The organism is Microbulbifer sp. ABM4_008 (assembly GCF_056311705.1).
Genome location: NZ_CM149970.1, coordinates 963,851 through 977,718, shown reverse-complemented (window position 1 = coordinate 977,718; position 13,868 = coordinate 963,851). Strand labels below are relative to the sequence as shown.

The 13,868-nt window shown below is 52.3% G+C and carries 14 protein-coding genes; 3 read left to right on the top strand and 11 right to left on the bottom strand.

Features of this window, described 5'->3' with window-relative positions:
* Positions 1–124: 124 nt before the first annotated feature.
* The 7 genes from ACYX4J_RS04280 to zapE all read right to left on the bottom strand — a co-directional run bounded on the left by ACYX4J_RS04280 (position 125) and on the right by zapE (position 6,455).
* Positions 125–520, bottom strand: a complete 396-nt coding sequence (locus tag ACYX4J_RS04280; RefSeq protein ID WP_108735312.1) for a ClpXP protease specificity-enhancing factor — start codon at positions 518–520, stop codon at positions 125–127.
* A 25-nt stretch (positions 521–545) separates the two neighbouring features.
* Positions 546–1,172 carry a glutathione S-transferase N-terminal domain-containing protein gene (locus tag ACYX4J_RS04275; RefSeq protein ID WP_476177965.1) on the bottom strand — a complete coding sequence of 209 codons (627 nt, stop codon included), beginning with the start codon at positions 1,170–1,172 and terminating at the stop codon, positions 546–548.
* A gap of 107 nt (positions 1,173–1,279) precedes the next feature.
* Entirely contained in the window at positions 1,280–3,481 is a 2,202-nt protein-coding gene (locus ACYX4J_RS04270) for a ubiquinol-cytochrome c reductase (protein WP_444896358.1), read from the bottom strand.
* Complete coding sequence (gene petA, locus ACYX4J_RS04265; protein ID WP_413663029.1) at positions 3,478–4,077, bottom strand: ubiquinol-cytochrome c reductase iron-sulfur subunit; 600 nt, start codon at positions 4,075–4,077, stop codon at positions 3,478–3,480. Before petA ends, ACYX4J_RS04270 begins: the two co-directional genes overlap by 4 nt.
* A 302-nt stretch (positions 4,078–4,379) precedes the next feature.
* A complete protein-coding gene (gene rpsI / locus ACYX4J_RS04260) occupies positions 4,380–4,772 on the bottom strand; it encodes a 30S ribosomal protein S9 (protein WP_413663030.1) in 393 nt (130 codons plus the stop codon).
* A gap of 15 nt (positions 4,773–4,787) precedes the next feature.
* A complete protein-coding gene (gene rplM / locus ACYX4J_RS04255; RefSeq protein WP_108734214.1) occupies positions 4,788–5,216 on the bottom strand; it encodes a 50S ribosomal protein L13 in 429 nt (142 codons plus the stop codon).
* Positions 5,217–5,330: 114 nt separating this feature from the next.
* On the bottom strand, positions 5,331–6,455 hold the full coding sequence (gene zapE / locus ACYX4J_RS04250; protein WP_476177964.1) for a cell division protein ZapE: 1,125 nt from the start codon (positions 6,453–6,455) through the stop codon (positions 5,331–5,333).
* 350 nt (positions 6,456–6,805) lie between these two features.
* Between zapE and ACYX4J_RS04245 the strand changes: the two genes are divergently transcribed.
* Positions 6,806–7,246 (top strand): Z-ring associated ZapG family protein, encoded by a 441-nt coding sequence (locus ACYX4J_RS04245; protein ID WP_157954137.1) that lies wholly within the window; start codon positions 6,806–6,808, stop codon positions 7,244–7,246.
* A gap of 87 nt (positions 7,247–7,333) precedes the next feature.
* Here ACYX4J_RS04245 and sat read toward each other — a convergent pair whose 3' ends face one another.
* On the bottom strand, positions 7,334–8,524 hold the full coding sequence (sat, locus tag ACYX4J_RS04240; RefSeq protein ID WP_476177963.1) for a sulfate adenylyltransferase: 1,191 nt from the start codon (positions 8,522–8,524) through the stop codon (positions 7,334–7,336).
* Between the two features lie 391 nt (positions 8,525–8,915).
* On the opposite strand from sat, the gene ACYX4J_RS04235 reads away from it, so the two are divergent.
* Complete coding sequence (locus tag ACYX4J_RS04235; protein WP_476177962.1) at positions 8,916–10,058, top strand: S1C family serine protease; 1,143 nt, start codon at positions 8,916–8,918, stop codon at positions 10,056–10,058.
* Between the two features lie 21 nt (positions 10,059–10,079).
* Positions 10,080–10,508 carry a nuclear transport factor 2 family protein gene (locus ACYX4J_RS04230; protein ID WP_476177961.1) on the top strand — a complete coding sequence of 143 codons (429 nt, stop codon included), beginning with the start codon at positions 10,080–10,082 and terminating at the stop codon, positions 10,506–10,508.
* Between the two features lie 47 nt (positions 10,509–10,555).
* Here the strand turns inward: ACYX4J_RS04230 and hisD are convergent, their stop codons facing one another.
* Genes hisD through murA form a run of 3 tightly spaced genes read right to left on the bottom strand, consistent with a single transcriptional unit; the run spans position 10,556 to position 13,832 of the window.
* A complete protein-coding gene (gene hisD / locus ACYX4J_RS04225; RefSeq protein WP_476177960.1) occupies positions 10,556–11,866 on the bottom strand; it encodes a histidinol dehydrogenase in 1,311 nt (436 codons plus the stop codon).
* Positions 11,867–11,880: 14 nt separating this feature from the next.
* Positions 11,881–12,519: an ATP phosphoribosyltransferase gene (hisG, locus tag ACYX4J_RS04220; RefSeq protein WP_476177959.1), complete on the bottom strand. Its 639-nt coding sequence runs from the start codon at positions 12,517–12,519 to the stop codon at positions 11,881–11,883.
* A 50-nt stretch (positions 12,520–12,569) separates the two neighbouring features.
* Positions 12,570–13,832 carry a UDP-N-acetylglucosamine 1-carboxyvinyltransferase gene (gene murA / locus ACYX4J_RS04215; protein ID WP_476177958.1) on the bottom strand — a complete coding sequence of 421 codons (1,263 nt, stop codon included), beginning with the start codon at positions 13,830–13,832 and terminating at the stop codon, positions 12,570–12,572.
* Positions 13,833–13,868 lie beyond the last annotated feature (36 nt).

The window sequence follows — 13,868 nt, the reverse complement described above, 5'->3', positions numbered from 1 at the left end:
GCAATAAAAGATAACGCGACATTATACGGACTTGGGACAAGCGTATACCCGGAACCGGGTCACAAAAGTGGAGGAAGGGAACTGGCAGGGCTTCAGAAATCTGCCCTACCAGCGAAAAGGAGCGCTATTTAACGACACGCAGAGCCGGTTTTTTCACCGATTTTTTACCCAAACTGGTGGGTGGCGTCGGTTCGGGCGGCTCTGGAGTTTCCTCGGCCTCAAATACCATCCCCTGCCCGTTTTCCCGCGCGTAGATTCCGACCACAGACCCCACTGGAACTTGGATATCTGTCGGAACCCCGCCAAAACGGGCGTTAAACCTGATGGCGTAATTATCCATAGTCAGACTGGCAACCGCTGATTCCGAGATGTTCAGCACTATCTGACCATCGTCGTTCACATGTTGTTGCGGCACCAAAACACCGGGGAGGTGCGTATCAACCAGAATATAAGGAGTGCACCGGTTATCGGTTATCCACTCGTAAAACGCCCGCAGAATATAGGGACGATTGGATGTCATGGCCGGCTTGCTCACCAGTATTCCCTCAACGCATTTCCCGTTCGTATTCGGTCAGACTCTGCTGGAATGCCTCGCGGGCAAACAGGCGGTCCATATAATCCAGCAACGGCTTAACCTGCTTGGTTTTCGGAAGGCTGATTTCAAATTGCTCGAGACGCCACAACAGCGGGGCCATGCAGCAATCCACCAGAGAAAACTCTTCATTAAAGAAGTACGGCAGGTCGGTAAACATCGGAGCGATACCAACCAGGTTGTCGCGCAGTTCTTTGCGAGCGGAGGCCGCGTCCTTACCACCGGCAAGGATCTTGTCCACCAAAGGACACCAGTCGCGCTCGATACGATACATGATCTGGCGGCTCTGCGCGCGGGCAACCGGGTAAACCGGCAGCAGCGGCGGATGCGGGAAACGCTCGTCCAGGTACTCCATCATCACTTTGGTCTCGAACAGAACCAAGTCGCGATCTACCAGGGTTGGCAGGGAGTTGTAAGGATTGAGGTCAGCGAGTTCAGCTGGTTTATCATCGGCGTCCACATCGGTGATATCGACGGAAACCCCTTTCTCTGCAAGTACGATACGTACTCGGTGGCTATAGTGGCTGCGACCATCGGAGAAGAAGGTCATCGAGGAGCGCTTGTTGGTAGGCACACCCATGTTCAAACTACCTCAAACTTTAAGCCGGCTAGAGCCGACCATTTATTCAAAATATAAAAGGGCAGTGAGTAAACCCACCACCCATTAGAGACAAACTAGCGACGGCTTTAGTGGTGCACGTCTTTCCAGTATTCGCGGTTCAGCAACCAGGCGAAGATAAAGAACACAAAAATAAACGCCAGCACATAGAAGCCAACACGTTTGCGATCTTCAGCCATCGGCTCAGCAATGTACTCCATAAAGTTGACGAGGTCATACATTGCCCCATCAAACTCTTCCGGTGTCATAGAGCCTTTCACCTTACCGACCTCCAGGCTACCACAGGCGGCATCCATAATCGGGTTGCCGAGCTCATCGCGGACAACTTTACCGTGGTCGCGCTTAGGACCAGGGGCACACTCCTGCAAGCCTTGCAGCTCCATCAGAACGTGAGGCATGGCCACACTCGGGAAGACCTTGTTATTTACCCCGGTAGCACGACTGTCGTCCTTATAGAAGCTGCGGAGGTAAGTGTAGAGCCATTCCGGTGAGCGAGAACGAGCAACCAGCGTCAGGTCCGGCGGCGCGGCGCCGAACCATACTTTGGAATCATCTGGACGCATGGAGATCGTCATCAGGTTGCCGATTTTGTCGTCACCCAAAACCAGGTTCTCCATCATCAACTCAACCGGGATATCCAGGTCAGTGGCCACACGCTCCCAACGGGAGTAATTGGCACTGTGACAACCCATGCAATAGTTGACGAAGTACTTGGCACCGCGCTGCAGAGACGGCTTGTCCCGCAGATCGATATTGATGTGATCCAGCTCCACTTCAGATTCTGCACCTACCGCTTTAATCGGGATAAAGGTCAGCAGGCCGACAACGATAATACCGATAAACAGGATGCCGAAAGTTTTACCACCAGACGGGCTGGTTACACGCTCAGGCTCAGGGTAGACCTCATCGCGATTGGTAATCCAGGGCAGCAAAGTAAAGAAGGCAGCGAGCAGCAGAGTTACAACCACCATGAAAGTATTCACGGAGTAATTAGCTACCGCCATCCACAAGAACAGCACGCCGAAGATGACACAAACAGCCCAGGAGCCAATGCCTTTCTTACTCTTCGGATTCGTCCAAACCGGCATGGTCAGGAAGAAGGCGAAGTAGAACAGCGTCGCTACCTGAGACAGGAAGTTACGATCCGGGGTCGGAGATTTAACACCCAGGTAGCCAAGGATAATAAATACTGCAGCAAACAGAAGCAGCAAGCCCTTCGGCAACCAACCCTTGTAGCGGATCGAGCGAACCGGGCTCTTGTCCAGCCAAGGCAATACAAACAGCACAGCAATAGCGGCACCCATGGCTACCAAGCCAAGGAATTTCGCAGTAAGCGGACCGATATCCATGGTAACCGCACGCAGGATTGCGTAGAACGGCGTGAAGTACCAAACCGGAGCAATATGCGGTGGTGTCTTCAGCGGGTTCGCTTCTTCGAAGTTAGCGTACTCCAGGAAGAAACCGCCCATTTCCGGGAAGAAAAACACAACAGTTGCGAAGATAAACAGGAATACCGCGATACCTACCAGGTCGTGAACAGAGTAGTAAGGGTGGAAAGCAATACCGTCTTTGGGGATGCCATTCTCATCCTTGTTCTTCTTGATCTCGATGCCGTCTGGGTTGTTGGAACCCACTTCGTGCAACGCCAGGATATGCAGAACTACCAGCAATACCAATACCAGCGGCAGTGCAATAACGTGCAGGGAGAAGAAGCGGGTCAGGGTAATACCAGAGATCAGGTAGTCTCCGCGAATCCACTCAACCAGGCTATCGCCAATACCGGGAATTGCTCCAAACAGGGAAACAATTACCTGAGCACCCCAGTAGGACATCTGGCCCCAGGGCAGTACGTAACCCATAAAGGCTTCTGCCATCAGCACCAGGTAGATACACATACCGAAGATCCACACCAGCTCGCGGGGCGGCTTATAAGAGCCGTACATCAAACCGCGGAACATATGCAAGTACACCACCACGAAGAAGGCAGACGCACCTGTGGAGTGAAGATATCGTATCAACCAACCCCACTCCACATCGCGCATGATGTACTCAACCGAGGCAAATGCCTCCTCGGCAGAGGGGTTGTAGCTCATAACGAGCCAAATACCGGTCAACAGCTGGTTGACCAGGACCAGTAGGGAGAAAACGCCGAAGAAATACCACAGGTTAAAGTTTTTGGGCGCGTAGTACTTGCCCATGTGCTTATCCCAGGCCTGGTAAATGGGTAGTCTCTGATCTACCCAATCACCGAAATCTGCGAGCCATTTCATGCGGTGCCCTCCTGGTCTACGCCAATCACGATTACATCGTCGTTTTCATAGGAATAAGGCGGCACCTCCAGGTTGGTAGGCGCGGGAACACCGGTATAAACACGGCCAGCCATATCGTATTTGGAACCGTGACAGGGACAGAAGAAGCCACCCATCCACTCATCGCCACCCAGATCGGCAGCACCCACTTCCGGGCGGTACATAGGCGCGCAGCCAAGATGCGTACACAGACCAACCAACACCAACAGCTTTGGCTTGATAGAGCGGTTTTCCGGATCTACATAAGCTGGCTGGATAGACTCCTCGGAGTTAGGGTCGCGCAGTAGAGGCTCCACTTTCTCCAGGTCTTGCAGTATTTCATCGGTACGGCGCACAACATAGACCGGCTTACCTCGCCACTCTACAGTGACCATTTGGCCCGGCTCAACTTTGCTAATGTTGTATTTAACCGGAGCACCCGCAGCTTTCGCCTTGGCACTCGGCTTCCAGGAAGCGACGAAGGGAACGGCAACCCCCACCGCACCCGCGCCACCAACAACTGAGGTGGCAGCGGTTAGAAAACGGCGCCGTCCTACATTTACACCGTCATCACTCATGACGTAGTTCTCCCATCACAGCGACCCCGATAGCCCGGAGATTCGCTGGCCCAAACCCAAAAAGTCTTGAAAGAAGTCCCGCCCCGGCAGATTGCCCGCGCGAATAAACCCCACAAATCAAGCGGATACAAATCGGCGCAATGTTAAAGAAAATGCCAATTTGATACAAGGCAATGCTATGGGGAACGTCGGGAATCACGCGGCGAAACCGCGATAAATCCAGCAAAAGTCATAAGAGCGCTGGATAACCACAGATACGGGAATATAAAAAAGCCCGGCAAAAGCCGGGCCAAAAAGAAAGCTTAACGCTTGGAGAACTGCGGCTTCTTACGCGCTTTGCGCAGACCCACTTTCTTACGCTCAACCTCACGGGCGTCGCGGGTAACATAACCAGCGGCGCGCAGCGGTTGACGCAGCGCTTCATCGTACTGCATCAGGGCACGGGTCAGGCCGTGACGGATAGCACCCGCCTGACCAAAGGAACCGCCACCTTTAACAGTAACAGTGATGTCGAATTTCTCGACCATTTCAACCTTTTCCAGCGGCTGACGCACGATCATGCGAGCCACTTCACGGCCGAAGTATTCGTCCAGAGTGCGACCGTTTACGGTGATCTTACCTTCGCCTGCTGTGAGGAATACACGAGCAGTAGAGGTCTTGCGGCGGCCGGTACCGTAGTATTGAGTAGTTGCCATCAGATTTATTCCCGTTTAGATCGCCAGTTCAATCGGCTGTTGAGCCACATGAGGATGTTCACTGCCGCTGTATACTTTCAGCTTCTTGAACATGGCACGACCCAAAGGACCTTTCGGCAGCATGCCTTTAACGGCGCTTTGAACGGTGCGCTCGGGCGCTTTTTCGATCAGCTTTTCGAAGCTGATGGATTTAAGACCACCAGGGTAGCCGGAGTGGCTGTGGTAGATCTTGTCTTTGGCCTTGTTACCGGTCACGCGAACCTTTTCTGCGTTGATTACAATGATGTAATCGCCAGTGTCCACGTGGGGCGTGTATTCAGGCTTGTGCTTGCCGCGCAGGCGGGTTGCGATCTCGGCAGCAATACGGCCGAGGGTCTTGTCCGCAGCGTCAACAATGTACCAGTCGCGTTTTACCGCCTCTGGCTTGGCACTGTAAGTCTTCATGTTATAAACACCTGTAATATGACCCCCAGAATTAGGGGCCGTCCCACAAAAGAGCGCGGATAGTACAAAAGGAGTGTATGCTTTTCAAGCGGAATTTACCCCGACTCGACAGACTTATTCGGGGCGATGGGGCCGTTCCAGATATTCGCGGGACTGCATCTCCAAAAGCCGACTCACCGTGCGCTCAAACTCAAACTTAAGATTCCGGCCGACGTACAACTCCTCAGCTGGAACCTCCGCAGAAATCACCAACTTCACGCACCGGTCGTAAAATTCATCCACTAGATTAATGAAGCGACGCGCCTGGGCATCCATACGCTCATCAAACTTGACCACCGACCCCAGAAGCACCGTATGAAACTCCCTGGCCAGCTCGATATAGTCATTTTGCGATCGCGGCCCATCGCATAGATCCACAAAATCAAACCACGCAACATCATCCGCTACTTTCAAGGCTCGAATTGGGCGCCCCTCCACTTGCAGCTGAACCTGGCTACGAGCTTCGCAGCCGCTGACACTCAGCTGTGAAAAACTCTGCTCCAGACTGCTATCCGCCTCAGGTCCCAGCGGAGAATGATATAGCTCCAATATCTCCAGGGTGCGCAGCCGGTAATCGGTACCGCTATCGACATTAACCACCTTGGTGTACTTCTCCAGCAGATCGATGGCCGGAAGGAATCGTACCCTCTGCAACCCATCTTTATATAAGCCTTTGGGCACAATGTTCGAGGTCGCCACCAGGGCCACCCCCCGGCGGAACAGCGCATCCAACAGACCGGCCAATATCATGGCATCGGCAATATCTGAGACAAAAAACTCATCAAAGCAGAGCACCCGAGCGCGGCGGGCAATCTTATCCGCCACCTTCTCCAGCGGATTCTTCTCCCCTGCGTACTCCTTTAGATCCTGGTGAACTCGACGCATAAAGCGATGAAAATGGGTGCGCTGTTTTTCCGCGAACGGCAGGGACTCAAAAAACGCATCCATTAGGTAGGTTTTTCCGCGGCCTACCCCACCCCAAAAGTAGAGCCCCTTCTCGGGCTCATTAGCACCACTGCGAATACGGGACAAAAAACTGACGATCGCACCGCGCTCAGACCGAGCCACCAGGCGCCGATGAAGATCCTGCAACTCCTCAACTGCCTGACGCTGGGATTGATCCTCAACAAAGTCCGGACGCTGAAGATCACTCTCATAACGCTCAAGAGGGGAAGAAAATAGTGGTTTGGCGGGCAACATAGAGGAAAATTTCTTCGACTACTGAATAACTGGCGCGCACTCTATCAAATTCAACCAATCTACGCATAGACCGCAGAGAGACATGGTTGGCCCCCTTTACAACAGGGCAACTACCCGAAATAGCCAGCCATCCCCGCAAACTGGAACCAGACACTAACCATTCTGCCGCAATTGACCGACAACATTAATTGTCAGCGTAATAATCGCGTATACTGGCCTCTCTATTATGAGGGGCAATAGCCACGAACGCGGGCTACCCAAAGTGCAGAAACCGGCTGGGCCAAGATTGGCAGCCTCATCTCCCCGCGAGGCGATCTGTACAATAAAAAAGCAAGTTGAGGAGGTAGTAAGTGCACTCTACATCGGTATTAATTCTAGTCGGCGTCCTCGGTATGACCCTGGGTGCATTCCTCGCATTCCTGGCTGTGCGCGGGCGTACCAGTGTGGAGCGCTCAGAGGAGCTGGAGCAAAGGCTACGTGAGGCCAACAACAAACTCGAAGACTTCCAGTTGCAGGTCAACGATCACTTCGACCAAACTTCACAACTTGTTCACAACCTCACCGAGAGCTATAAAGAGGTTCACGAATACCTGTCTAATAGCGCGCTGCGCTTATCCAGCCAGGATATTGGCCGCCAGATGCTAAAAGCCGGCAGTGGAAAATTAAAAGACAACGATGAGAAATTGCAGGATATAGAGCCGCCTCGCGACTGGGCCCCTAAGGAACCTGGCGCCAAAGGCACACTTGCTGAGGACTACGGGCTCGAAAAAGAGGCCCATGAGAGCAGCTAATAATTAATAAGCTGTACGAGATAATGAAACGCAGCTTTCCAAGAAATAGAAAAAGGCGGGTAATCACCCGCCTTTTTTATTCGGCATTTACAGGCTCTGATAGTAATCCATCAAAATCTGCGCCACTTCGGGGCGAGAAAACTCAGGAGGCGGCGCAATACCATCACCCAACATTTCACGCACTTTAGTACCTGAAAGCAGAATAAAGTCTTCTTTCGTGTGATCAGGAACATCACGCATCATCACCACCTTATTCAGTTTTTTGGAATAAGCGGTGTGGTCAGCACGGAAAATTTCAATCTCCAGAGCACCTTCTGGCACCTTTTCATCGAAGATTGTCTGAGCATCGAAAGCCCCGTAGTAATCGCCAACGCCGGCGTGATCGCGACCGACAATTAGGTGACTACAGCCACAGTTCTGGCGGAATACCGCATGCAATACCGCTTCGCGCGGGCCCGCATACAGCATATCGAAGCCGTAACCGGTAACCATCACAGTATTCGCCGGGAAGTACAGCTCTACCATCTTGCGAATGGAAGCATCGCGCACCGGAGCAGGGATATCACCAGGCTTCAGCTGGCCAAGCAGCATATGAATCAACACACCATCGGCTTCCACCCCATCGAGGGCCATCTTGCACAGCTCTTCGTGCGCGCGATGCATCGGGTTGCGAGTCTGGAAGGCTACAACCTTATTCCAGCCACGCTCCTTGAATTCATTGCGAATCTCAACCGCAGTGCGGAAAGTATCCGGGAAGTCATTCTGGAAATAGCTAAAGTTCAGCACTTCGATCGGGCCCGATATCAGAGTTCGACCCGCAGACTTAAAGGTTGCGACACCAGGGTGCTTCTCATCCAGAGTGCCAAACACCTGCTCAGCCATGGTGTCCATTTGCTCTTCTGAAATGGTTTCGATCGCCTCAACATCCATTACAGCGAGAACCGGGTTTCCCTCGACATTCGGGTCACGCAGGGCAATACGGGAGGCACCCTCAATTTCACTAGTGTCTTTAACAACATTAACAACCGGCACCGGCCAGAACAGGCCGTCTACTGTGCGCAAGGTTTCAGCAACACTCATGGCATCTGCCAGATTCATATAGCCGTGCAACGGATTGAAGTATCCCGCCCCGAGCATCACCGCGTTAGCAGCGGCTGCCGAACTGACCACGATTGACGGCAGGGACTCCGCTTCATGCATCAGCTGGTGATGCCTCTCACTGTCATATACAAAGCGTGGCTGAAGTTCAACGCTGCCATGGGGGCGGACTAGGGACATTTAGGTCTCCAAAAACAGTAGTTACCGGTTAGTCTTAAAATTTGGATTGGCCATTATACGCATGTATCGTAAGCGACCAATGTCATTGCCATACAGGAGCTAGATTATACCTCCCAAATTCCATTCCCAGAGCAACTCCAGGATCTCAACAGCCAAGTAAGCAAACCCGGGTACTGGACAATCGCTATATAGTAGAGTGAGAAATACAAGCGCCCTCCATTTAGGCTCACAAACTGCCCCTCTATCCAAGCTATTTTGTAGAGCCCTTACATGCTAATTGTTGTGACGTGAACAACCACCCCACCAAAAGAAACAATTTCCTCTAACAAACGCCATGTGCAGCGATTCCGCTTGGAGACGTGTGTATAATCAGCGCAAAGAGGAGTCACGAGTGTCCCAGAACCGATTTTTACAAGATTGGATCCTACCAACCCTGGTAGGTCTTGCCATGGCTGCCCTGCTCTTGGTTATATTCCCACAACTGCGCGGTGTCGCCCCCGAGACCAATGGAAATAATACCCAAGGTCCGGTTTCCTATGCCCACGCTGTCAATGTGGCAGGCCCAGCTGTAGTCAATATCTATACTCGAATGGCCATGCCGCAGCGCCAGCACCCTCTGTTCAATGACCCCCTTTTCAGGCGCTTGTTCGACAACATGGATGTCCCACAAAGACAGAGGATGCAATCCAATCTTGGCTCAGGTGTGATTGCCAGTGATAACGGTTATATCCTGACCAACCATCATGTGGTCGACCAGGCCGATGCCATTGTTATTCTTTTAGCTGATGGACGGGAAGCGCAAGCAAGGCTCGTCGGAAGCGATACAGATTTTGACTTGGCCGTCCTCAAAATTGACCTCGACGGCCTTACCTCCATTTCTGTCGGTGAACCCGACAGGGCACAGGTGGGCGACGTCGTCCTAGCAATCGGCAACCCTTTTGGAGTTGGGCAAACTGTGACTCAAGGCATTATCAGTGCGAAAGGCCGTCACCTTGAAAACTCAGGCACCGGCAGCTACTTACAGAACTTTTTGCAGACAGATGCTGCGGTCAACCCTGGAAACTCTGGTGGCGCACTGGTTGACTCTCAAGGGCGCCTGCTAGGCATCAACACCTCAATTCTCAATCAATCCGGCTATTCAGGCGGGATCAGCTTCGCCATTCCCGCCAATATTGCCTTCAAAGTCATGCAGGATATTATTGCTTATGGCCGCGTCGTACCCGGCTGGCTGGGCATTGAAGCTACTGGCATTAGCCCTCAAATGGCCAAGGAGTTCAATTTAAACTCTACTGGTGGCGTATTAGTAACAGCTATTTACAACGAGGGCCCCGCGCATATTGCAGGTCTTCAGCCAGGAGATGTCATCACGCATATTGATGGCCTCCCTATCGGCGATGGCAAACAGGGAGAGGCCACTATGGCCACTCTGCGCCCCGGAGATACCATCTCAATAACCTTCATTAGAGAAGGCGCTTCTCATACGGTTAATGCCACAGTTTCAGAAGAGCCACAGACAAAAACAACAATAGAGTAATCCCTTAAGAAGGAGCCCTCTATGCGCTCACTGGTTTTAGCTCTGTTTTTTACCATAACTGCAACCCCAGTGGCCGCTGGGGATCGAGAAGAATTGCATCAACTGCTGACCGACTTTATCGGCAAGGCCGCCACTGATTCCCAGGCCCATCAACGTTTCTGGGCCGAGGACCTGGTGTACACCAGCTCCGGAGGAAAACGCTTTGGAAAAAGCGAGATTATGCAAGGAATGCAAACACCTCCCGCAAAACCAGTGACAACGAGCTATGCCGCCGAGGAAATTGACATTCGGTTGCTAGGGGATACCGCAATTGTTGCATTTAAACTATCGGCTAATGACAGCAGCAAGGGCCAACAAAGCTATTACTTCAACACCGGTATGTTTGTTAAACGAGATGGTGAGTGGCGCGCTCTAGCCTGGCAGGCTACCCGCATCCCCCCTATAGAATAAGTGCGCTATGTACACCCCGCATAAAGGAATCTGTCAGGGTGCATTACTCAGAAACCCTTGACCCGAAAACCTGCAGAGCGGGCATGAGCCTCCAACCCCTCCCCGAGCGCAAGAGTATGCGCTACGCGCCCCAAGGTATCAGCACCTTTTTCAGAACAGTAGATCACCGAACTGCGCTTCTGAAAATCGTAAACTCCCAGCGGTGAGGAAAAACGGGCAGTGCCACTGGTAGGAAGGACATGATTGGGGCCAGCACAGTAGTCCCCCAATGCCTCTGCCGTATAGCGCCCAAGGAAAATGGCTCCGGCATTCCGGATCTCAGGAAGGTAAGCCTCAGGGTTATCTACTGAAACTTCCAGGTGCTCCGGCGCAATCCGATTAGAGATTTCTATCGCCTGCTGTATGGACTCCACTTGGATCAAAGCTCCACGATCAGCAAGGGAGCGGGAGGCAATCTCAGCTCGGGGTAACTCGGCTAGGTGCCTTTGGAGTGAACGTTCAACCCGATCTAGATACTCGGCATCAGGGCACAATAGAATTGACTGCGCTTGCTCATCGTGTTCAGCCTGTGACAACAGATCCATGGCAATCCAGTCGGGATCTGTTTGCCCATCGCAAATCACCAGAATTTCAGAGGGGCCAGCAATCATGTCGATAGCGACATGACCAAAAACAGCACGCTTGGCACTGGCGACAAAGATATTCCCCGGACCAACTATTTTATCCACCGCGGGGATAGACTCAGTACCATAGGCTAGCGCCGCTACTGCCTGGGCGCCGCCAATCGTAAACACCCGGTCCACCCCTGCTATTGCCGCTGCCGCCAACACCAGGTCGTTCAGTGCCCCTTTCGGAGCCGGCACCACCATATTTACGGCATCAACTCCAGCCACTTTTGCCGGAATTGCATTCATAAGCACGGAAGAAGGGTAACTCGCCTTACCTCCAGGAACATAAATGCCGACACTTTGCATTGGGGTAATCTGCTGCCCCAACACAGTCCCATCGGCCTCCGTATAGCGCCAGGACTCCTGTCTTTGATGCTCGTGGTAACGCCTCACTCTATTAGCAGCTACCTCCAGTGCCTCGCGCTCCTCGGTACTTATACGATTTAGAGCTGCGATAAGCTCGGCAGCCGGCAGAGCAAAGTCTTTCGCGCTTTCCAGGTGCCGATGATCAAAGCGGTTGGTGAACTCGATAACAGCCTTATCACCATGAGCGTGCACACGCTGCAATATTTCTGCAACGATATTTTCGACCTCTTGATTTGCCACTGCCTCCCAAGCCAGCAGCTGCTTCAATTGGCCATCGAAATCTCTATCGACCGTATTTAGCCGACGAATTACTTTGCTCGTCATAATGCTTCGGGTATCTATTTGGTTTGTGCCACAGCCGATGCCAACTTCTCAATCAAACTATTGATTGGCGTATATTTCATCTTCATGGCCGCTTTGTTGACGATCAATCGACTGCTGATTTGCGCAATGGTCTCTCGGGCTTCAAGGCCATTGGCCTTTAGCGTATTACCACTATCTACAATATCGACAATCTCGTCGGCCAAATTCATTAGCGGAGCAAGCTCCATAGCCCCATACAGCTTAATGATGTCAACCTGACGGCCAATCGAGGCATAGTGCTTTTTGGCACTTTGTACAAACTTGGTGGCAACCTTAATTCGGCCGCTGGGCAGTTGCCCGCCCTTGACACCAGCGGTCATCAGGCGGCAGCGGGCAATGCCCAAATCGAGAGGCTCGTAAATACCATCAGAACTATGCTCGAGAAGAGTGTCTTTCCCCGCCACACCAATATCTGCGGCTCCATGCTGCACATAAGTGGGCACATCCACTCCCCTCAGGAGGAGGAGATGCACCCCTTCGCGATTCGTCGGAAATATCAACTTTCGGCTTTTAGTTAGGTCTTCAGTAGGCTCCAACCCCGCCGTCTTAAGAAGCGGTAGAGTCTCCTGAAGAATCCGCCCTTTTGTCAGTGCGATTGTAATTTGTGCAGTCATTTCGATTTACGCCAGTCCGTCTTTGGCTCTTGGGGTTAACTTCTTAGCAATCAGCCGGGAACTCGCCGAATATTCGCGCCGAGCTGTCGTAGCTTTTCCTCAATGCACTCGTAGCCGCGGTCAATATGATAAATACGATCTACCATAGTAGTACCCTCCGCCACCATACCAGCTATAACCAAGCTAGCTGACGCGCGAAGGTCTGAAGCCATTACTGGAGCGCCCTTAAGCTTCTCCACCCCGGTAACAATTGCTGTATTGCCCTCCAGAGTGATATCCGCCCCCATTCGATTCAGCTCATGAACCTGGATTAAGCGGTTTTCAAAGATTGTTTCAACTACAGTTCCCTTTCCTTCGGCTACAGCATTCATTGCTGTGAACTGGGATTGCATATCTGTAGGGAAGGCTGGGTAAGGCGCTGTACGGAAGCTCACCGCTTTAGGGCGATTGCCTTTCATATCCAGCTCAATCCAATCGTCGCCACAACTGATATGAGCTCCGGCCTCTTCGAACTTAACCATAACCGCATCGAGGATATCGGCACGAGTATTGAGCAGCCGCACTTTACCCCTCGCCGCAGCAGCTGCCGCAAGGAAAGTTCCGGTTTCAATACGGTCCGGCATAACAGTGAACTTGCAGGGAGCGAGCTTAGGCACACCGTGCACACGCAGGGTGTCAGTGCCAACCCCTTCAATCTGAGCCCCCATAGCAATAAGGAACTCTGCCAAATCGACGATTTCGGGCTCGCGAGCGGCGTTGTGCAAAGTCGTAGTTCCCTCTGCCAGTGCCGCTGCCATCAACAGGTTTTCAGTGCCGCCAACTGTCACTTTCTCCATGACAATATTGGCTCCCTTAAGACGACCATTGGAGCGCGCCCGAATGAAACCACCATCGATGGTTATCTCAGCACCCATTGCCTCAAGGCCCTTCAGGTGAATATCGACTGGGCGGCTGCCAATTGCACAACCACCAGGAAAGGAGACATTCGCAACCCCATGCCTAGCCAACAGGGGCCCAAGAACCAAGATTGAGGCCCGCATCGTCTTAACCAGCTCATAGGGAGCGGTCAGGTCATTGACTGAGCGAGGGTCAATCTCAACACCCAACTTTTCATCAATAGTGACATCACACCCCATACACCGGAGCAAGGTGATCATGGTGGTAATATCATTGAGATGCGGCAAATTATCGATTTGCACAGGCCCGTCAGCCAATAAAGCAGCAGCCAATATCGGCAAGGCTGAATTCTTAGCTCCAGAAATCCGCAGAGTCCCGGAAATTGGGCTGCCGCCCTCTATTATCAACTTATCCATTCAATCTCTTTCTAGATAGCCAACACCTCAGTGGCA